An 18653-nucleotide genomic window follows, 5' to 3' on the forward strand; every position below is an offset into this window, starting at 1 on the left:
CGGTCAGCTTGATCGGCAGGTTCGCGGGCACCGTTACACCCGGTGGCGCGTCACGCCGGGTTCGCCGCGTGGGTGAGGGTCTCCCAGGCGATGAACAGGTTGTCCGTCGCATGTGGACGGTTGGACTCGGTGTAGATCTTCGTGTTGGCCATCGCGACGCCCATCCGGGTGTTCAGCGCGTTGTAGCTGACCTCCGGCGTGGGCCCGAGCTCACGGCTCAGCGTGCCGCCGCACAGCCAGGACGGCATCGGCTCGCCGTTCTGGTACTTGGAGTGCAGGCCCCACGCGTGCCGCATCCGGTCCTTGATCTCGCCCCAGATGTCCTGGCCCTGGATGTGCGCGGTCTCGGCGAGGTGCGAGGCCGCGGACAGGCCGTAGGCGGTGTGGGCGAAGTCGCGGCAGGTCTCCTGGGTGAGCCCGTCGACGAACGTGGACTGGTTGTGCCAGTAGGAGATGATCTCCGCCCTGGTGTCGATGCCGCTGCCCGGCGGCGTCTTCGGCAGTGCGCCGTCGGTGGTGAGGTAGATGAACGCCTGGATGCGCGTGCGGAAGATGCCGATGGCCTTGTCGTAGGCCGCCTTGTCCTCCAGGAACACGGCGATGCCGATGGACGCCTCCATCATGCTGAGCTCCCAGTTGCCGTTGGTGTTCGCACGGCCGTTCTGGATCTCGGGCAGGTAGACGGTGCGCAGCATCGTGCCGAACCTGGCGCTGTTGGGCCAGTTCCCGTACACGTGCTTGATGATCTCGGCGGCCTTGGGCCAGCTGCTCGCCGACCAGGCGGTCTGCAGCGGGGCGTTGGAGTTGGTGTGGTCGCGGATGGTGTTGGACCAGGCGTCCATGATCTGGATCGCCTTGTTCGCGTACCTGACGTCACGGGTGACGTACCAGGCGAGGGACAGGGTGTAGGCGGCGAGGGCGTCCTCGCGTTCGTCGGTGCACCCGTTGTTGGGGTTGCTGACGGGACCGCACTCCACGACCGCGCGCGGCTTCGGCGTGCGGTTGAGGTCGGCGTACTTCGACGCCATCATGCGGTCGTACGCGAGCTTCCACGGCTGGGCGCCCGCCTGGACCTTGGCGCGCATGAAGTCCAGCTGTGGCCGGGACACGACGACTCCCGGGTGGACGAACGTCGCCGGCGCGGCCTGAGCCGAGCCGGTGACCGGCACCAGAAGGGATGCCAGCAGTGCGATCAGGACCGCGCAGGAACGGGTGACCATGCCCGTCAGTGTTAGTGGTCTATACCTTTCTGGTCAATGATCCCGGTCGAAGATTCATGCTGATGAACCGGTTCATCGTTGTGAACGAACAGCTCCGCGCGAACCAGTTCCAGCAGCCGCCCCATCCAGTTCCTGCCGTGACCCCAGAAGGTGGAGAGATCGGAGTAGATCAGGCGCGCGGTTCCGGTTTCCTTCAGCGTTTCCGCGAGTTCCGGGTGCTGCGCGAACTTGAGGCGCAGCAACCTCGCCATGACAGCGGTGCGCGCCTGCGGGGCGACGGTCGCCTCGACGGCCTTCCACGCCTCGGTGACACTCCCGTACGTCTGCTCGCCGACGGTGACGCGGCACGGGAAGCTGTTGCGCAGCACCAGGACACCCGCGTCGTCGGGCCAGCCGTTCGGGAACACCACGAGGTCGATCGGGACGCTCGGCTCGATGGGTTCCGGCGGGTTCTCTTCCTCGTACCGGCGCACCCGTTCGTCGCGGCCGGCGAAGTAGGCCAGTGCACGCTCGTGGACCTCGTTGGTGATGGCGTGTTCCTCGTCGCGCAGCACGAACGTGCCGCCGGGCCCGTACGCGATTGCCTGCAACGGCCAGTCGTGGTGGTCCATGTCGCCGAGCGCGAACTGCCGCCTGTGCTCGGGGATGGCGAGGTAGGCGGCGCGCAGGGCGGCGCGGGTGGTCCCGTCCGGCTGCGCGCGAAAGGCCTCCAGGGCGAGGTGGCACCGGGCCGTGGAGTCGGGCCGGCGGCTGAGACGGTCGATCTCGTCGCGGACGTCGGCGAGGAGCCTCTCCGCGGTCAGCCAGGTGTGCGGCTCGGCGAACGTCCACCAGCCCAGGTCGTGCGCAGAAGCCGTGCCGCCGTCGGGGAGTTCGGGCGTGTACGAGGCGATGTCCTCCGCGAACTCGTCGAACGGGACGAGGCTCCAGCAGCCGACCATGCCGTCGGCGTAGACGAAGAGGTCCCGCAGGACGTGCGTGTCGCCCTCACGGCAGAAGACGTGCTGCCAGGTTCCCTCGATGCGCTCGCCGTCCACGTCCCGCCAGGTGCGGTTCCATCTCGTCACAGGCGGAGCCTAGTTGCGGCGTTTTCCTCGGGTACAACGAAATTCGAGTTGAGTGCGCGGGTGCGGCCGGTCACGCTGTCGCCCATGAGCCCGAAACGCCTCATCGTCCTCGACCCCGACGGCACCGCCGGCGACACCTGGACCTACGTGGTGGTCGAGGCGCCGACCGGGGTCGTCTACAGCAACCAGTACGGCGGCACCGCCTGTCGGCACGGGCGAGCAGAGGGCTTTCTCGTGCCGGTGAACGGCCTCGGCGCGCTGGACGTCCTGCGTCCGCTGTTCGAGAAGGAACTGCGCGGCGCCGGCGCCTGGGGCCACGAGTGGACCGGCGCCCAGGTGGACCAGCTCCGCGACGCCGTCGGCAGACTCACCTACTGGGCGTGCGACGCGTCGGACGAGGTGCCCACCACTCCGCGGCTGGACGAGAGCCGCCTGCAGGAGGCCGACGAGGCGTGGCTTCCCGTGATCACCCCGGACGGCCCCGGAATCCTGGTGTGGTGCAACTCCGACTGACGCTCCACACAGGACAGCGAAGGGCCCCGGTGCGCGGGAGGTGCACCGGGGCCCTTCACTCACAACGGTCAGAGCGTCACTCGCGGCACTTCTTGCCCGAGTTCACGCAGTTGACCAGGCGGTTCATGATCTTCTGCGACATCACGTTGGCGAAGTCGTCGTGGTCGGTGAGCGGGTTGTGCTCCTCCTCCGGGAAGGAGTCGACCAGGTAGCGGCCTTCCTGCTGGACCTGACGCGGGATCTTGTAGGTCAGCGAGATGCGCAGCTGCGGCACGGCCTTGAAGCCCTGCTTGCACTTGCCGTTGGCGTCCGGGAACACGATGTGGTCGCGGTGGTTCGCCGAGTCGATGTTCTTGCCGTCCCAGCAGCTCGGGAAGTCGTGGATGCGCTTGACGTCCGAGCCCTGCGGGCAGATCGGGTACTTGTCGATCAGCACCTTGTCCTCGAAGCCGGAGCAGGTCCAGGAGGCCTTGGCGTTCTTCGGGCCGTTCTGGCCGGCCTTGGCGTCGCCGTAGAGCACGCGCAGGAACTTCGGCATCGCGGTGACCTTGCCGACGGGCGAGCCGCGGAACTGCAGGTCGACGACGGCGGGGCGCTGGATCTCGCCCTCGTTGCCCTCGAGCTCGTTCTCGGCGTTCTCCTCGGCGTTGTTCTGGTTCTTCTTGTCCTCGGTGCCCTCGGCCTGGGCGTTGTCGCTGTTCTCGTTGCCGTTGTCGAGGCCCTGCTCGCCGGCGGCCGCGTCCTTCACGGCGCACGCGGCGCCCGCGTTCAGGTCGGGGGCCTGCACGCCCTGGCGGGAGAACGCCAGCATCATGCGGTTGAGGATCGCGGCGCGCTTCTCGCGCGTCGGGCCGACGATGACGTTGTCACGATCCTGGGCCTTGGTGGAAGCGACCTTCTTCTCGGCCTCTTCGGTCACCTTCTCGATGTTCTCGAGTTCCTTGTCGATCTCCGCCTGCGCGCCGTCCGGCACGTCCTCGGGGAGCAGCGACGCGACGTCGGGGCACTGGAGCTGCGCCTGCCCCTTGACGGCCTTGTCCTTGTCCTGCTGGGCCTTGTCGTCCTTCTTCGGCGGGGCCTGCTCGCCGCCGCCCGCCTCTTCGCCCGCTTCTTCGGCTTCCTCGTCCGTGATGCGGACGACGGGCCAGAAGTAGGCCGACTTGTCGCCGTTCTTGCAGGTCGTACCGGCCGCCTGCAGTGACTGGTTGTTGGAGTCCGCGTTCGTGGAGAGGTTGCCGACGTAGTCGTGCAGGTGCTGGGCACCGTTGCGGACACCGGGTTGCGCGATGAAGTTGTCCGGGTTGAAGTGCCCGTTCTCGTTCCGCCCGCAGTTCACGGTGAACGTGCCTGTGGTGGCGTTGTTCTGTTGCTTCGGTTTCTTGACGTTCGGCTTCACCTTGGTGATGTCGACGAACAGGCTCTTGTCCGGCCCGTCGGCGAGCGCGGAGCCATCAGAAGAACTGATGGCCACCACCGCGGCACCGCCCGCGACCACGGCCATCGCCGCCGCAGCGGCGCTGAGCCAGATCGTGGATTTCCTCCGGTGAATAGCCATTTGCCACCTCGTGGTAGTCCGATAAAACGGCATGGCGAAGCTGACGGCGGTATGAGGCCGCTATCTTCGGGAATTGAGCTGGGTGTGTTTTGTTAGAACGAGCGAGACTTGCGTCGCGATTTCTTCGAACGGGAGATGAATCTCATCCCGACCAGCGCGAGAGCGAGCACCGCGATGGCTCCGAAGAAGACGCCGTTGTTCTCACCGAAAACGCCCTGCTCGGCGGTGCGGGTGAACCTTGTGCCCTCGGGCACGGTCGGGATCACGCCGTCGGTGGGGTTGGTCGACTGGTCGCCCGCCGCCTGGTCACCCTGTGCGGCGTTGTCCGCGGGCGGGGGCGGTGCGAGAGGCTGCGGCGACTCCAGTCCGGCGAAGTCGACGCGGCCGGTGTCCTCGAGCACCTTCATGTGGTCGAAGACGGTGATCATGGCCTGCGTGGAGAGAATGCGCACCAGCTCGTTCTTGGTGCCCGCCCGGATCTGCGCCGCGTAGGCGTAGACCTTGCCGTGGGCGGCGCGGAGCCGGTTGGCGAAGACGGCGTCGAACTCGTCGCCCGTCGCCGCGTCCATCTCGGCGAGCCAGCCCTTCTGCTCGTCGGAGGCCTCGGTCGGCAGCGTGTGACCGAGCAGGACGCCCGCCCGGTTCACCACGTTGTCGAGGAGGGTGTGTCCTTCGATGAGGTGCTTGCAGGCTTCCTGGATCTTGGGCTGGTCGGCCCGCTTGGCCTTGCCCTTCTCACCTGCGGGCTTCTCCCACAACCCGGCCTGCTTGACGCGGTTCAGGAAGTCCCGGTCAGCGGGCCCGAGCGGGCCCCACTGCGTCTGGACGACCTCGTCACCCGTCCCGCCGCTCCCCGGCGGCGGAGTGGAGATGGGGGTGGACGGCGTCGTACTGGGCTGCCCGGCGGCGCTCCCGGTGTTCAGGAGCACTGCCAGCACACACCCGGCCACCGCGACCATCAGTCGCGTCGGCTTCGCCAAGTCCATGGGGAGTCGCACGAACGGGGATACGGCCAGGAATGGGAGCGCGCCTCAGTTCGAGACGCCTCCGTTATCGAAACGTTATCTCGCTGGCCGCAACCCCCGGCGTTCCCGCTGGATATGCCCCGCATAGGGTCGTGAGCATGAGCAAGCGTTTTGTGGCGTTGGGGGACTCGTTCACCGAGGGAGTGGGTGACGTCGACGCCGGCAGGCCGAACGGCGTGCGCGGCTGGGCCGACCGGGTCGCCGACGTGCTGGGGGCGGCCGACCCCGAGTTCACCTACGCCAACCTGGCCGTGCGCGGCCGGCTGATGCCTCAGGTGCTGGGGGAGCAGCTGGAGCGCGCTCTCGCGATGAAGCCCGACCTCGTCTCCCTCTACGCGGGCGGCAACGACCTCATGCGACCCAAGGTGGACATCGACGCGTTGATGCGCCGATACCGCGCGGCCGTCGCACGGCTCGTCAACGCGGGCGCGCGCGTAATCCTCTTCACGGGCGTGGACGGCGCCGACGACCCGGTGTTCCGCAAGATGCGTGGTCGCGTGGCCATCTACAACGAACACGTGCGCTCGATCGCGGCCGAGCACTCGTGCGTGCTCGTCGACATGTGGAACATGCGCCAGCTGCGCGACCGTCGCATGTGGTCCGTCGACCGGCTGCACCTCAACTCGCTCGGGCACGCCGAGGTCGCGATCTCCGTGCTCGAAGGTCTCGGAGCGGAGCACGTGCTGGAGCGGACCGTCCTCGGCGTGGCCCCGCTGGTCGACCGCCGCGCCAAGCGCGCGGAGGACTGGAAGTGGGCGCGTGAGCACGTCGTGCCGTGGGTCGTGCGCCGGGTGCGCGGCGAGTCGTCCGGCGACGTGATCAGGCCCCGCCGTCCGGAGCTGCTGCCTCCTTCGTAACTAGAACGCGTTCTTGTGGGGTGCTCTAACGAGGGCAGTGTCTTTTGGTGACGGGTTTCCGCGCGATTCTTTGCATGTAGAACGCGTTCTAGAACTTGCCTGGTCCTGGATGGATGCAGAGCCCTAGCGTCCGCCCGTATGCGCCGCAGGACCGCACTGATCGCACTGACGATCTGCGCGTTGATCGCCGGGTGTGGGAGCAGACTCACCGACGAACAACGCGCCGCACTCGTCGTGCCCCAAGGCGGCTCGGCGGGCACCCAGGACGGCGCCGTCACCGGCGAGGACGGCGCCGCTCCCGACGCGGGCACGGGCGATCAGGCGGCGGGGAACAACAACCCGCAGGAGCCGAACAAGCAGCCGAACCCGCCCGGCAGCATCGCGGGCGGCTGTCAGGGCACTGGCGGCGCCACGGACAAGGGCGTCACGGCGGGCGAGATCACCATCGCCAACATCTCCGACATCAGCGGCCCGGTGCCCGGCATCTTCCAGTCCGCGCAGCAGGCCACCAAGGCGTTCGTCGAGTACTTCAACGCCACTCAGGGCTCGGTGTGCGGCCGCAAGCTCAAGCTCGTGTCGTTCGACTCGCGCACCGACAGCGGCGGCGACCAGCAGGCGACCTCCCAGGCGTGCGAGCAGGCCTTCGCGCTGGTGGGCTCGATGTCGGCGTTCGACCAGGGCGGCGGACCGGCGGCGCAGGGGTGCGGGATACCGGACCTGCGCGCCTCGACCGTCACCGCCCAACGGCAGCGCACGGCCGTCAGCTTCGGCGCCGCGTCGAACGTCGTGAACCTCGTGTCGTCGGCCGGACCGGACCTGGTCAAGCAGGCGTTCCCCGGCGCGATCGGCAGCGCCGCGTACATGTACCTCAACGCCGACGCGAGCGCCCAGAACGCCAAGAGCATGCAGAAGGCGGCGGAGGCGCGCGGCATCAAGTTCGTGTACTCGCAGGCCATCGACATCGCGGACGTCAACTACGCGCCGTACGTGGCGAAGCTCAAGGAGACCGGCACCAAGATCGTCTACTGGATCGGGTCGGCGCAGTACGCGGTGCGGTTGCAGCAGGCCATGCGGCAGCAGGGGTACACGCCGGAGGCGTTCATCACCGACCCGTCCGCCTACGACCCCGTGTACGTGCGGCAGGGCGGCGCGGCCGTGGACGGCACGGTGGTCTACACGAACGGCGCGCTGTTCGAGGAGTCGAACGCCCAGGTGGCGCTGTACAAGCAGTGGCTCGCGCGGGTGGCTCCGGGTGCGGCGCCGTCGTACTTCGGGATGTTCGCGTGGGCGGCGGCGCGGTTGTTCGTGACGACGGCGGCGAAGGTGGGGCCGCAGCTCACGCGCAAGGCGATGCTGGACGCGGTGCGGCAGGTGCACGACTTCACGGCCGAGGGGATGGTGGCGCCGCAGGACGTCGGGGGGAAGCGGACCTCGGCCTGCATGACGCTGGTGAAGCTCAAGGGCGGGGCGTGGTCGCGGCTGGCGCCGGCGTCGGGGTACTCGTGCGGGTCGTTGATCGACACGGGGGTCGGGGGATGAGGCGGGGCTGGGGTTCGGGCGCGTCGGCTCGGGGGATGGGGGCGGCTTCGGGGTGGGGTGCTGAGGGGCGGGAGAGGGCACCGGGGCCGGGACTCGGTGCGGGGGTGGCCGGATGACCGCCCTCCTGGCGTACACCATCTTCGGCCTCGTCACCGGCGGTGCCTACGCCGTCGTCGCGGGCGGCCTCGTCCTCACCTACAGCACCTCCAAGGTGTTCAACGTCGGCCACGGCGCGATCGGCATGGTCATGGCGTTCCTCTACTGGGAGCTCGCCGAGAACCGCGGCCTCCCGCAGTGGCTCGCCCTGCTGCTCGTCGTCGGCGTCTGCGCGCCGCTCTTCGGGCTCATCATCGAACGCTTCATCATGCGCCGCCTGGTGGGCGCGCCGGTCGGCATCTCGCTGGTGGCCGGGGTGGGCATCCTGGTCGGGCTGATCGGGGTGGCCCAGGTGATCTGGCCGCCGCAGGCACGTCCGGTCCGGCCGTTCCTCGATCAGCTCGGCGTCCACATCGGACAGTCGTTCGTCAGCGGCCACGACCTGGTGACGCTGCTGTGCGCGGTGCTGGTGGCGGGCGGGTTGTACGTGCTGCTCAACCGGACGCGCACCGGGCTCGCGATGCGGGCCTGCGTGGACGCGCCGGAGCTGGCGGCCCTGTACGGGACGCGGCCGCACCGGTTGTCGGCGTTGAGCTGGGCGATCGGGTCGTCGCTGGCGGCGCTGGGCGGGATCCTGCTGACGCCGGTGGTGCAGCTCGACTACGTGACGATGACGTTGCTGGTGATCACGGCGTACACGGCTGCTCTGGTCGGGCGGTTGCGGAGTCTGCCGTGGACGTTCGTGGGGGCGTTGGGGCTCGGGCTGGTGCAGTCGTACGCGGTGGCCTATCTGCCGTCGTCGCCGTTCTGGATCTCGTTCCGTGCGGCGATTCCGGCGTTGCTGCTGTTCGTGGTGCTGCTCGCGATGCCGCAGTCGCCGTTGCGGATCGGCGGGGTGCGGGGACAGCGCGGGGTGGCGGTGCCGAACGCGCTGACGACCGGTGTTGGCGCCGGGTTGTTCATCGGAGTGGTGCTCGCACTCGCCCTGCTGGTGGACTCGGTGGTGGCCGGGCAGCTCGCGCTGGCGCTGGTGTTCGGGATCGTGCTGCTGTCGATGGTGCTGCTCACCGGGTACGGCGGGGTGGTGTCGCTGGGGCAGTTCACGTTCGTCGGGATCGGTGCCGTCACGGTCGCGCGGCTCGGCAGCGCGTCGCCGGTGAGCCTGCTGATCGGGGCGGGCGTGGCGGCGGCGGTGGGGGCGCTGATCGCGTTGACGGTGTTGCGGGTGAGCGGCCTGTACCTGGCGCTCGCGACGCTGGGGTTCGCGCAGCTGATGGACAAGCTCGTGCTGCAGTCGCCGATCGCGTTCGGGGTGCGGGGGAGTCTCCAGGTGCCGGCGATGGTCGGGTCGGCGACCGCGCAGCTGGTGCTGACGGCGGGCGTGTTCGTGCTGGTCGGGATCGGGGTGCTGGCGATCCGGCGCGGACGGCTCGGGCGGCGGATGATCGCGGTCAAGGACAGCTCGGCCGCCTGCGCGACGCTGGGTCTCAACGTGCGGTGGATCCGGGTGTGGGTGTTCTCGTTGTCGGCGGCGATCGCGGGGCTCGCGGGCGGGTTGTTCGCGCAGCTGCGGGAAACCGTGGCGGCGAGCGACTTCCAGCTGTTCAACAACCTGCCGTTGCTGCTGTTCGCGGTGATCGCGGGCGTGACGTCGGTGTCCGGCGCGCTGCTCGGCGGGACGCTGCTGATGCTGCTTCCCGTGCTGCAGAGCGGTTTTCCGGCGTTCGCCGGGGTGGCGGTGGTGCTGCTGGGCGTCGCGGCGGCCGGGCTCGCGCGCGATCCGAACGGCCTGGTCAGCTGGGGATTCCGGGCCTGGTCCTGGCGGCGCGCATGAGCACGTTGCGGGTGGAGGGCGTGACGGTCCGCTTCGGCGAGGTGACCGCGGTCGACGACGTGTCGCTGGTGGTCGAGCCCGGCGTCACCGGGCTGATCGGGCCCAACGGCGCGGGCAAGACGACGTTGTTCGACGTGATCAGCGGGCTGCGCAAGCCCACCTCGGGCCGGGTCGTGCTGGACGACGAGGACATCACCTCCAAGGGCCCGCACCAGCGTTCCCGGCTGGGCGTCGCGCGGACGTTCCAACGACTGGAGGTCTTCGGGTCGCTCACGGTCTGGGAGAACGTCGTGGTGGCGCTGGAAAGCCGCCGCCGTCCCGCTCGCCTGGCCGACGAGCTGCTGGACCGCGTCGGGATCGGTGGGTTCGCGCACAACCAGGCCGACACCGTGCCGACCGGCGCCGCCCGGCTGCTGGAACTCGCCCGCGCGCTGGCCACCGACCCGTCGTTGCTGCTGCTGGACGAACCGTCGTCCGGGCTCGACCGCGCCGAGACCGACGAGTTCGGCGAGCTGTTGCGGCACCTCAGCGCGGAGGGCCGGGCGGTGGTGCTGGTGGAGCACGACATGGACCTCGTCATGGGCTACTGCGACCACGTGCACGTGCTGAACCTGGGGCGGCTGCTGGTCTCCGGCACGCCCGACGTGGTCCGCGCGGACGCCGGAGTCCGGGAGGCGTACCTCGGATGATCGACCTGATGGACGTCCACGCCGGCTACGGCCGCATCGAGGTGCTGCGCGGCGTCTCGCTGAACGTCCCGCGCGGCACGGTCACCGCGTTGCTGGGCCCGAACGGCGCGGGCAAGTCGACCCTCGTCAAAGTCCTCAGCGGACAGATCAGGGCCACCTCCGGGCACGTCCACCTGGCGGGCGTGCACGTCAACGACGCCCCGCCGGACGAGCTGGCCCGCGCCGGCCTGTGCACGATCCCGGAGGGCCGGGCGATCTTCCCGAACCTGACCGTCGCCGAGAACCTGCGGCTCATGCGCGGGGACGCCGAGGTCGTCTACGACCGGTTCCCGAAGCTGCGGACGAGGAAGAGACAACTGGCGGGCTCCATGTCCGGCGGCGAGCAGCAGATGCTGGCGTTCTCCCGCGCGTTGCTCACCGACCCGGCGGTCGTGGTGGTCGACGAGCTCTCGATGGGCCTCGCCCCGGTGATCGTCGCCGAGCTGTACGAGGTGGTGGGGGAGCTGGCGCGCTCGGGCGTGACGATGCTGATCGTCGAGCAGTTCGCCGAGACCGCATCCGCCGTCGCCGACCAGGTCGTGGTGATGACGCACGGCGCCGTGTCCGCCGACGACGACCTCGCCACCGTCTACTTCGGAGGGACGACATGAGGTACGCGCTCGTTCTGCTGCTCCTCCTGCTCTCCCCGATGCCGGCGCAGGCCTCCGACATCGGCGGCTTCACGCTGTCCGCCCGCGCCGCGCCCGTGTCGGTGCTGCTGCACACCGACCTGATCCCGGTCCCGGCCGAACCGCAGGGCGAGGTGCACCTGTCCTACACCCAGACCGAGCTCGGCTCCGGTCCGATCGGCCGCTCGCTCGCGTCGTCGCTGTGGCCGGGCGCCGCCGTCGGCACCGGCCTGCCACAACTGCTCGGCTTCGCCTACCCGGTGCAGGCCAACGCCGCCCACCCCGGCGGTCCGGCCGACCAGTCCCAGCCGGGCATGCGCGCCGCCGCCGGTGCCGCGAAGGCCGAGTCGTACGCGGGCGCCAAGCAGGAGGTCCCGTTCCTGCTGACCGTCGACGGGGTGTCCTCCAGCAGCGTCAGCTCGGTCGGCACCTCCGAGGCCCGGTCCTCCGCCGTCACGTCCGCCCAGACGATCTCGCTGCTGGCCGGGCTCGTCGTCATGTCGGGGGTGAAGTTCGAGTCGGTGGCCGTGAGCGACGGCGCGAAGGCGAGCGGCACCAGCACGTTCTCGGTCGCGGAGTTCACCGTGCTGGGCCAGAAGTTTCCGGTCAAGTCGCCGGACGCACCACCGGACGGGCTGCTGAAGGCCTTGGAGCCACTGGGAATCACGCTCGCCTGGCCCACATCGGCCACGAAACTCGAAGGCACGTCGGCGACCTCGACCTCCCGCGGCCTGACGCTGACCATCGACGTGCTGGCGTTGCGCACGAAGCTCGGCCTCGGCGGCATCCTGGACGGCATCGTCGCCCCGTTGCTGCCCAAGGAGCTCGTGCCGCTGCTCAACCCGTTGCGCAAGATGGTGGTGATCGTCGGCGACACCGAGGCCGTCGCGAACGCCTCGGCGTCGGCACCCCTGACCCCGCCGGACGCGCCCGCACCCGGAGTCGTGCCACCGCCTGCCGTGGACGCGCCCCCGCCGCTGTCGCCGGGCACGCCGCCGGTCGCGGGCGTGAACCCGCCTGCCAAGTCGGTCGTCCCGGTCGCCTCCGCCCGCACGCGGCCCCGGTCGTTGCTGGACTTCCCGGGTGTACCGGCGTTGCTGGTGCTCACCGGGCTGGGAGTCGCCGCCGCCGGAGCGTTCGGGATGAAGTCGTTCGGCACGTTCCTGCTGGGCGGCGCGCCCTGTCCTTCCGGGCACCCGACCGGTGTCCCCGACCTGAGGGTGAAGCCATGACGATCCAGGACCGCCGCCGAGCCCGCTTGCGCAACGGACTCGGGCTGGTCGGCACGATGCTGATGACGGCGGGCATCGCGGCGATCCTGTTCGCCTGGTGGGGCGTCGCGCACACCGGGTACACGTTCGAACAGATCCCGTACGTCGTGTCGGGCGGGATTCTGGGAGTGGGGCTGATCGGGGTCGGCGGGTTCCTCTACTTCGGGTCGTGGCTGACGAAGCTCCTGGAGGAGCAACGCCAGACCACGTACGCGCTGTTGCAGCTGCTGGAAGAACGCGACAGAGACCGGGAGAGGGAAGGGGATCGGGAGAAGTTGGAGACCACCCGCGTGCTGTGAGCAGGCAGCTCGGACTCAGCGTGCCGTGAGGGCGTATGCGGGCAACGGCACGTTGCCCTTGTCCCGCGCGACCTGCCGCAGCAGCTCCTTCGCCAGCCCGTCCGGCGAGTCGTGCAACGCGAAGCCGACCTCCCAGTCGGCGTCCTGCAACGCGCCGGTGTCCACCGTGGACACCTCCTCCACCTGCCAGCCGGTCCGCTCCATCGCACCCAGCAGCGTCTCGCGCGTGAGCGGCGCCCGCACGTTCAGGTCGGTGTCACCCGCGATCCGGTCCTGGGCGAGCACGGCCAGCAGGTGCGGGATCTGGTCGGTGTGCGCGGGCATCGGGTCCCACTCGGCGAAGCACAGCCGCGACCCGAGCTCCCGCGCCTTCCGCAACGTCTGCTCCAGCAACCCGGCCGACGCGAAGTACCAGGAGCAGTGCACGAGCACGACCAGGTCGTACCCGGTGCCGACGTCGTCGGTGAGCACGTCCGTCTCGAAGCGCATGTCGATGCGGGACCCGAGCGGGCCCTCGTGCAGGTGCCGGGCGGAGTCGCCGACGGTGATCGGCGCGCCGTAGCCGGGGACGGCGATGTCGGTGCCGACGACGCGGCCGTCCGGACCGACCTGGTCGGCGAGCACGGCGGTCATGTCGCCCTGGCCGCAGCCGATCTCCAGGACTCGCGCGCCCTCCGGGATCTGCCAGGTTCGAGCCAGGTCGAGGCGGTAAGCGGTCTGCGTGAGCTGGACGTCCGGGCTTACCTCGTAGGCCGCCATCAGCTGGGCGAGTTCGTGAGCGTTCATATGGCTCGGAGGGTACGTCCGGAACGTGCCGGTCGCGGAACCGGTTTCTCCCACGTCAGCGGGTTTCGTCAGTGGCCGAACATTCTCAGTCTTAAGTGGATTTAAGGTGAGAGCGTTCTCTCGCAACGTCTGTACCAGCACAAACGATGTCCGTTTCATCCCCTTGAACAGGTGGTTTAGACCAGTTAACGTGCCCTTCATCACGTACCCCCTGCACGTGAATGGAGCACCATGAAGAAGTTTCGCTGGCAGATCCTGACCCTCGGGCTGGCGATAGCCACCGTGGTCGGAGGCGTGGTCGCCGCACCCGCGAGCGGCGCGTCGGGCGTGACGGCGGCGTTCACAAAGACGTCGGACTGGGGCAGCGGCTACGAGGCCAAGTACACGATCTCCAACAGCGGCGCGTCCGCGCTCTCGTCGTGGACCGTCGAGTTCACGTTGCCGAGCGGCCAGTCGATCGCGTCGCTCTGGGACGGCAGCTACGCGGCCAACGGCCAGAACATCACCGTCCGCAGCACCTGGAACGGTAACGTCCCGGTGGGCGGCAGCACCAGTTTCGGCTTCACCGTGAGGGGTTCCGGCGCGAACCCGTCCAACTGCAAGGTCAACGGCGGTACGTGCGACGGCACCGGCAACCCGCCGACGACGACCACCACCACGACCACCACGACCACGACGTCGAACCCGCCGCTGCCCGGCAGCGGCCGCGGCGCGCCCTACCTGTACCTGGGCTGGGGCAACCCGCAGAGCGCGACGCAGGTCATGAGCCAGACCGGCGTCAAGTGGTTCACGCTCGCGTTCGTGCTGTCGAGCGGCGGCTGCACCCCGGCCTGGGACGGCCAGCGTCCGCTGACCGGTGGCGCCGACCAGCAGACGATCAACGCCATCCGCGCGGCCGGTGGTGACATCGTGCCGTCGTTCGGTGGCTGGAGCGGCAACAAGCTCGGCCCGAACTGCTCGACCCCCGAGGCGCTGGCCGGCGCGTACCAGCAGGTCATCAACGCCTACGGGCTCAAGGCGATCGACATCGACATCGAGAACACCGACGAGTTCGAGAACACCGTCGTCGCCGACCGGATCGTCACGGCCCTGCGCATCGTCAAGCAGAACAACCCGGGCATCCAGACGATCGTCACCTTCGGCACCTCGACCACCGGCCCGAACTTCTACGGCAACCGGCTGATCGACCAGGCCAAGGCGCTGAACGCGAACATCGACGTGTTCACGATCATGCCGTTCGACTTCGGCAGCTCCAACGTCCGCCAGGACACCATCAACGCGGCGACGGGGCTGAAGAACAAGCTCAAGTCGACGTTCGGCTGGAGCGACGCCGAGGCGTTCAAGCACGTCGGCATCTCCGGCATGAACGGCCTGTCGGACCAGCGCGAGCTGACCACCGTCGACGACTGGACCGCGATCCGCGACTGGTCGAAGTCCAACGGCCTCGGGCGACTGGCCTTCTGGTCGGTCAACCGCGACCGCGGCGGCTGCGACGGCCAGGTGGCCGCGAACTGCTCCGGCATCGGTCAGGCCGAGCTCGCCTTCACGAAGATCACCGCCGGCTTCTAGTCACGACCGGTACCCGCTCGACCACGAGCCGTCAGCGCCATTTATTCGGTGGCGCTGGCGGCTTAGTCTTGTGCCATGCGTCGACGACATTGATCTTCAACCGATCTCTCCCGAACCGCGACGGCGTGGGCGTGGTGTTCGCACCTCGTGCCCATCTACGCGCTGTACGCGTTGCTCTTCGCCGACAGCGGGCTGTCGGACGCCTCCATCTCGGTGCTGCTCACGATCTGGTCGCTGACCGCGGTCGTGTTCGAGGTGCCGTCGGGTGCGCTGGCGGACCGGTTCTCGCGGCGGAGCTGTCTGGTCGCTTCCGGTGTGCTGCAAGCACTCGGGCACGCGGCCTGGATCCTGTTCCCGTCGTTCTGGGGCTTCGCGGCCGGGTTCGTGCTGTGGGGCCTGGGCGGCACGCTGCAGTCGGGTTCGTTCGAGGCCCTGCTGTACGACGGGCTCGCGGCCAACGGCGACGAGGACCGGTACGGACGCCTCAACGCGCGCATCGACACCATCGAGCTGGTCGCGCAGGTGCCCGTCGCCGTCATCGCGACCGTTCTGTTCTCGTTGGGCGGCTACGAACTGGCGGGCTGGATTTCCGTCGCCGTGCTGCTGGCCTCGTCGGTGATCGCCTTGCGGTTCCCGGAACCCGAGCGCGGTGAGGACGACGACGAGGAACTCGGCTACCTGGACACGCTGAAGACCGGGTTGCGCGCGTCCGTGCCGATCAAACGTGCCGTGCTGGCCGTGGCTCTGGTGTACGCGATCGACGCGTTCGAGGAGTACTTCACGCTGCTGGCGCAGGACTGGCACGTGCCGACGGTCTGGGTGCCGATGGCGACGATCGGCGTGCCGTTGCTGGGAGCGGCCGGGGCGTCACTGGCCGGGCGGTTGCCGTTCCGCGGCTGGGTGCTGTTCGCCTCGGGCTTGGTGCTGCTCGTGGCGGCGTGGCTGGCCGTCCCGGTCGCGATCGTCCTCTTGGGACTGTTCTACGGCCTGTACCGGTTCGTGCTGGTGCACGTGGAGACCGAGCTCCAGCACCGGATCGAGTCCGACGCCCGCGCGACCATCACGTCGGTGGCCGCGATCGGGTCGGAGTTCGTGGCGTTCGCGATCTACGGGTTGTGGGTGCTGGGCTCGGCGTTCGCCATCGCCGTGATGATCCTGGTGGTGGCGCTGGTGGTGCGGCGTCAGTGAGGCAGCGCGCGCTTCGGTCGGCGGTCGTCCACGCTCTCGCGGTAGTCCTCGATCGCGAGAGCCACGTCGAACGCCGTCCGCGTGTTCTGCAACGCCGGCAGGTAGTGCACGCTCCGCGCGAGCGCGTCCAGGTCGACGCTGAAGTACACGCCCATCAACGGGTTCACGAACAGCTCGCTGCCCTCGGTGCGCGTCGTGAACTGGACGTTGCCGAACTCGCCCTGCAACGAGGCCGCGATCTGCCCGTTCACGATGCTCGGCGACAACGGCGTCGCCTCCTGCGCCTGCCGGACCGCGGTCGTGTAGGCGCGGGCCTCGTGGCTGTCCGACGGGATGGACAACGCGCCGAGGTACGCACCCTGCTTGTCCAGCGCCGCAAGGTTCTCCAGGACGTGCGCATGGCACACGCCGTGATGCGCGTCGATGCCGAACCCGAGGCTGGTCACGACCTTCGTCAGGCCGTCGACGCCGGTCACCGCCGCGAGGCTCGTCATGTCCTCGGTGGGCGTGCCGAGGTGCTGCTCGTCGCCGCGCAGCAGGATGTCCGTGCCGCCGTCGACCAGCACGATCGCGTCGATGTCGTGCTTCCTGATGATCGTGCGGTAGGCGCTGCGCAACGGCCGCACGCCCGTGCGCGGGAACGCGTAGACCGTGTCGTTGAGGAACCGCGCCAGCTCGCGTTCGGGGAAGTACGCGTCCTCGCCGGACGTCTCGGGTCCGACGGCGGCGAGCCCCGGCTCCAGCCAGGCGTCGAGGTCGAGGCGTTCGAGGTCGCTGAAGCTCAGGCTCGCGTAGTGCACGCGCTTGCCGAGATCGCGCAGCGCGACGCCGAGCGGGATGCCGGCGAACACGTCGAAGCCGCCGCCGGCACCGGCGATCAGGACGTTGTTCGCTCTCTTGAGCCGGGCGAAGAGCGGCGGTGTGGCAAGGCTGAACACACCTGCGACCTTAGCTTTTCGATTTCGCCGGGGCTTCCGACTTTGATCAGCAGCCGGTCGGGTTCGTGCGCGAGGCCCTCGTCGAGGGTGTCGGCCAGCACGCCGATCCTGGGGTGCGCTGTCTGGTCCCGGTACCTCGTGATGGGCTCGGTCCGGCCGGCGAACACGAACAGGCCGTCGTCGTGCTCGGCGGCCAGGTCGGCGACCTCGGGGGAGTGCGTGACCGCGTGCCAGACGTACGGCTTCCCCGGCCACAGCTCGGTGAGCCGTGCGTAGTTCTCGATCGTCAGCGGCAGCCCGTACTCGATCTCCTTGCCGAACCAGCCGAACACCTTCGCGGTGTTGCCCCGGCCCAGCACCAGGTCGGTGCGGCCGGGTGCGAGCAGGTCCAGCGTCCGGTACTCGGCGGCGAGCCTGGCCGGGTCGTTCGTGGTGATGAGCGTGGTGGCGGTGGAGAGCGCGATCGTCGTGCGCGCGGCGATGTGGGCGAGCAGCGTGGCCGGGCAGGAAGAGCTGTACGGCGGGTTGTGGTGCTCGCCGACCGCGAAGACGTCGAACCCCGCCGCGTCGGCTGCCTCGGCGAGCGCGACGATCCCGGCCGGATCCTGCTCGCCCGCGGTGAAGACGCCGATCTGCACGTCCGTCAGTGTCGCAGCCGCACTAGCCGGTCTCGGACAAGAAGCCGGCGAACGTGCGCAGGCCGGGGTGTAGTGCGCGCAGGCCTGCGATGTCCACGGCGGGTTCGGCGCCCTCGCTGAACACCTTCCGCAGCTCGGGGTCGTCCACTTGGAACTGTTCGTACTCGGCGCCCATCAGCCCGGCGATCTCCACCGGGGTGAGCAGATCCCCCGCCAGGGTGAGCGACTGGCTCGCGAACCGGGCCGGGTCCGCGAACACGCGCGCGGCGATCGCGCCGATGTCGTCCACCGCGATCAGGTGGTAGCGGGTGTGCGGGTGCAGCAGGTGGGTGAGCTTGGTGAGGCCGGGCGCGTACAGGCCGTCCATGAAGGTCGTCGGCCGCAGGACCGTCGTCGGCAGGCCGATCTCCGCGATGTGCCGCTCGACCAGGTGCTTGCTGTCGAACGAGGCGACGCCCGTTTCCTTCGCCGCCTCCACGAGCGAGGCGTAGACGAGGTGCCGGACGCCTGCCGTCTGAGCGGCGTCGGCGACGTTGCGGCCCCACGTGGTCTCGACGGCGGGGGAGTAGCCCTGCGGTGCGCGCGGGTCGTGGGGCGCGGGCTGCACGCTGAAGACGGCGTCGGCGCCGGCGAAGGCCTCGACCAGCGACTCCGGCGAGTTCTGGTCTGCCCGGACAGGTCCCTGCCGGCCGATCGCGCGGACCTCCCAGCCCGCCTGGCGGAGGTGGTGGGCGACGGCGCCGCCCTGCTTGCCCGATGCCCCGAGTACCGCCGCGATCATGTTCTGCCCCCAGAAGGTTTTCTACAGGACTATCACGAGGGCCGGAACGGTGCCACCACCTGGCCGATTCCATCGAGAGCGGAGTAACGCCAGGATCTTCCGAACAGATCAAACCGCACA

General features: G+C 69.3%; 18 protein-coding genes. 10 read left to right on the forward strand and 8 right to left on the reverse strand.

What is annotated here, in order from left to right; all coding sequences use genetic code 11:
• Window positions 1-50: 50 nt before the first annotated feature.
• Together ACFWNN_RS16630 and ACFWNN_RS16635 are read right to left on the reverse strand one after the other, a co-directional pair.
• Complete coding sequence (locus ACFWNN_RS16630) at window positions 51-1220, reverse strand: alginate lyase family protein (protein WP_382440777.1); 1170 nt, start codon at window positions 1218-1220, stop codon at window positions 51-53.
• Between the two features lie 11 nt (window positions 1221-1231).
• Window positions 1232-2287, reverse strand: coding sequence for an NADAR family protein (locus ACFWNN_RS16635; RefSeq protein WP_382440778.1), 1056 nt, complete (start codon window positions 2285-2287; stop codon window positions 1232-1234).
• A gap of 84 nt (window positions 2288-2371) precedes the next feature.
• On the opposite strand from ACFWNN_RS16635, the gene ACFWNN_RS16640 reads away from it, so the two are divergent.
• Window positions 2372-2800: a DUF6210 family protein gene (locus tag ACFWNN_RS16640; RefSeq protein WP_382440779.1), complete on the forward strand. Its 429-nt coding sequence runs from the start codon at window positions 2372-2374 to the stop codon at window positions 2798-2800.
• Between the two features lie 76 nt (window positions 2801-2876).
• On the opposite strand, the gene ACFWNN_RS16645 is transcribed toward ACFWNN_RS16640, so the two are convergent.
• Both ACFWNN_RS16645 and ACFWNN_RS16650 read right to left on the reverse strand, forming a co-directional pair.
• On the reverse strand, window positions 2877-4355 hold the full coding sequence (locus ACFWNN_RS16645; RefSeq protein ID WP_382440780.1) for a DUF1996 domain-containing protein: 1479 nt from the start codon (window positions 4353-4355) through the stop codon (window positions 2877-2879).
• A 92-nt stretch (window positions 4356-4447) separates the two neighbouring features.
• Entirely contained in the window at window positions 4448-5341 is an 894-nt protein-coding gene (locus tag ACFWNN_RS16650) for a DUF4142 domain-containing protein (protein ID WP_382440781.1), read from the reverse strand.
• A 137-nt stretch (window positions 5342-5478) separates the two neighbouring features.
• Here ACFWNN_RS16650 and ACFWNN_RS16655 point away from each other — a divergent pair, with 137 nt between their 5' ends.
• From ACFWNN_RS16655 to ACFWNN_RS16685, 7 genes are all read left to right on the forward strand, one after another.
• Entirely contained in the window at window positions 5479-6237 is a 759-nt protein-coding gene (locus ACFWNN_RS16655) for an SGNH/GDSL hydrolase family protein (protein ID WP_382440782.1), read from the forward strand.
• Window positions 6238-6375: 138 nt separating this feature from the next.
• Complete coding sequence (locus ACFWNN_RS16660; protein WP_382440783.1) at window positions 6376-7776, forward strand: ABC transporter substrate-binding protein; 1401 nt, start codon at window positions 6376-6378, stop codon at window positions 7774-7776.
• Window positions 7777-7888: 112 nt separating this feature from the next.
• Complete coding sequence (locus ACFWNN_RS16665; RefSeq protein WP_382440784.1) at window positions 7889-9706, forward strand: ABC transporter permease; 1818 nt, start codon at window positions 7889-7891, stop codon at window positions 9704-9706.
• The gene (locus ACFWNN_RS16670; RefSeq protein WP_382440785.1) at window positions 9703-10395 is read left to right on the forward strand and encodes an ABC transporter ATP-binding protein; all 693 of its coding nucleotides are present in this window, start codon (window positions 9703-9705) and stop codon (window positions 10393-10395) included. Before ACFWNN_RS16665 ends, ACFWNN_RS16670 begins: the two co-directional genes overlap by 4 nt.
• Window positions 10392-11045, forward strand: a complete 654-nt coding sequence (locus ACFWNN_RS16675) for an ABC transporter ATP-binding protein (RefSeq protein ID WP_382440786.1) — start codon at window positions 10392-10394, stop codon at window positions 11043-11045. The genes ACFWNN_RS16670 and ACFWNN_RS16675 overlap by 4 nt, the downstream gene beginning before the upstream one ends.
• On the forward strand, window positions 11042-12295 hold the full coding sequence (locus ACFWNN_RS16680) for a choice-of-anchor P family protein (RefSeq protein ID WP_382440787.1): 1254 nt from the start codon (window positions 11042-11044) through the stop codon (window positions 12293-12295). Before ACFWNN_RS16675 ends, ACFWNN_RS16680 begins: the two co-directional genes overlap by 4 nt.
• Window positions 12292-12633, forward strand: a complete 342-nt coding sequence (locus ACFWNN_RS16685; protein ID WP_382440788.1) for a hypothetical protein — start codon at window positions 12292-12294, stop codon at window positions 12631-12633. The genes ACFWNN_RS16680 and ACFWNN_RS16685 overlap by 4 nt, the downstream gene beginning before the upstream one ends.
• Before the next feature lie 15 nt (window positions 12634-12648).
• On the opposite strand, the gene ACFWNN_RS16690 is transcribed toward ACFWNN_RS16685, so the two are convergent.
• The gene (locus ACFWNN_RS16690) at window positions 12649-13419 is read right to left on the reverse strand and encodes a methyltransferase domain-containing protein (RefSeq protein ID WP_382440789.1); all 771 of its coding nucleotides are present in this window, start codon (window positions 13417-13419) and stop codon (window positions 12649-12651) included.
• A gap of 231 nt (window positions 13420-13650) precedes the next feature.
• Between ACFWNN_RS16690 and ACFWNN_RS16695 the strand changes: the two genes are divergently transcribed.
• Both ACFWNN_RS16695 and ACFWNN_RS16700 read left to right on the forward strand, forming a co-directional pair.
• Window positions 13651-14988, forward strand: a complete 1338-nt coding sequence (locus ACFWNN_RS16695; protein WP_382440790.1) for a cellulose binding domain-containing protein — start codon at window positions 13651-13653, stop codon at window positions 14986-14988.
• Between the two features lie 147 nt (window positions 14989-15135).
• Complete coding sequence (locus tag ACFWNN_RS16700; protein WP_382440791.1) at window positions 15136-16176, forward strand: MFS transporter; 1041 nt, start codon at window positions 15136-15138, stop codon at window positions 16174-16176.
• Here ACFWNN_RS16700 and ACFWNN_RS16705 read toward each other — a convergent pair.
• The 3 genes from ACFWNN_RS16705 to ACFWNN_RS16715 are packed head-to-tail and all read right to left on the reverse strand — an operon-like array spanning window position 16170 to window position 18533.
• Window positions 16170-17114, reverse strand: a complete 945-nt coding sequence (locus tag ACFWNN_RS16705; protein WP_382440792.1) for a DUF1152 domain-containing protein — start codon at window positions 17112-17114, stop codon at window positions 16170-16172. The genes ACFWNN_RS16700 and ACFWNN_RS16705 overlap by 7 nt on opposite strands.
• Entirely contained in the window at window positions 17054-17752 is a 699-nt protein-coding gene (locus tag ACFWNN_RS16710) for an LLM class flavin-dependent oxidoreductase (protein ID WP_382440793.1), read from the reverse strand. Before ACFWNN_RS16710 ends, ACFWNN_RS16705 begins: the two co-directional genes overlap by 61 nt.
• A 22-nt stretch (window positions 17753-17774) precedes the next feature.
• The gene (locus tag ACFWNN_RS16715) at window positions 17775-18533 is read right to left on the reverse strand and encodes an NmrA family NAD(P)-binding protein (protein ID WP_382440794.1); all 759 of its coding nucleotides are present in this window, start codon (window positions 18531-18533) and stop codon (window positions 17775-17777) included.
• Between the last annotated feature and the right edge of the window lie 120 nt (window positions 18534-18653).

The organism is Lentzea sp. NPDC058450 (genome assembly GCF_042721395.1).
In the GTDB taxonomy this organism is placed as follows: Bacteria; Actinomycetota; Actinomycetes; order Mycobacteriales; family Pseudonocardiaceae; genus Lentzea.

Coding starts and splice junctions, on each gene's coding strand:
- ACFWNN_RS16630 (WP_382440777.1), bottom strand. CDS start 1,220: ATGGTCACCCGTTCCTGCGCGGTCCTGATCGCACTGCTGGCATCCCTT.
- ACFWNN_RS16640 (WP_382440779.1), top strand. CDS start 2,372: ATGAGCCCGAAACGCCTCATCGTCCTCGACCCCGACGGCACCGCCGGC.
- ACFWNN_RS16645 (WP_382440780.1), bottom strand. CDS start 4,355: ATGGCTATTCACCGGAGGAAATCCACGATCTGGCTCAGCGCCGCTGCG.
- ACFWNN_RS16650 (WP_382440781.1), bottom strand. CDS start 5,341: ATGGACTTGGCGAAGCCGACGCGACTGATGGTCGCGGTGGCCGGGTGT.
- ACFWNN_RS16655 (WP_382440782.1), top strand. CDS start 5,479: ATGAGCAAGCGTTTTGTGGCGTTGGGGGACTCGTTCACCGAGGGAGTG.
- ACFWNN_RS16660 (WP_382440783.1), top strand. CDS start 6,376: ATGCGCCGCAGGACCGCACTGATCGCACTGACGATCTGCGCGTTGATC.
- ACFWNN_RS16665 (WP_382440784.1), top strand. CDS start 7,889: ATGACCGCCCTCCTGGCGTACACCATCTTCGGCCTCGTCACCGGCGGT.
- ACFWNN_RS16670 (WP_382440785.1), top strand. CDS start 9,703: ATGAGCACGTTGCGGGTGGAGGGCGTGACGGTCCGCTTCGGCGAGGTG.
- ACFWNN_RS16675 (WP_382440786.1), top strand. CDS start 10,392: ATGATCGACCTGATGGACGTCCACGCCGGCTACGGCCGCATCGAGGTG.
- ACFWNN_RS16680 (WP_382440787.1), top strand. CDS start 11,042: ATGAGGTACGCGCTCGTTCTGCTGCTCCTCCTGCTCTCCCCGATGCCG.
- ACFWNN_RS16685 (WP_382440788.1), top strand. CDS start 12,292: ATGACGATCCAGGACCGCCGCCGAGCCCGCTTGCGCAACGGACTCGGG.
- ACFWNN_RS16690 (WP_382440789.1), bottom strand. CDS start 13,419: ATGAACGCTCACGAACTCGCCCAGCTGATGGCGGCCTACGAGGTAAGC.
- ACFWNN_RS16695 (WP_382440790.1), top strand. CDS start 13,651: ATGAAGAAGTTTCGCTGGCAGATCCTGACCCTCGGGCTGGCGATAGCC.
- ACFWNN_RS16715 (WP_382440794.1), bottom strand. CDS start 18,533: ATGATCGCGGCGGTACTCGGGGCATCGGGCAAGCAGGGCGGCGCCGTC.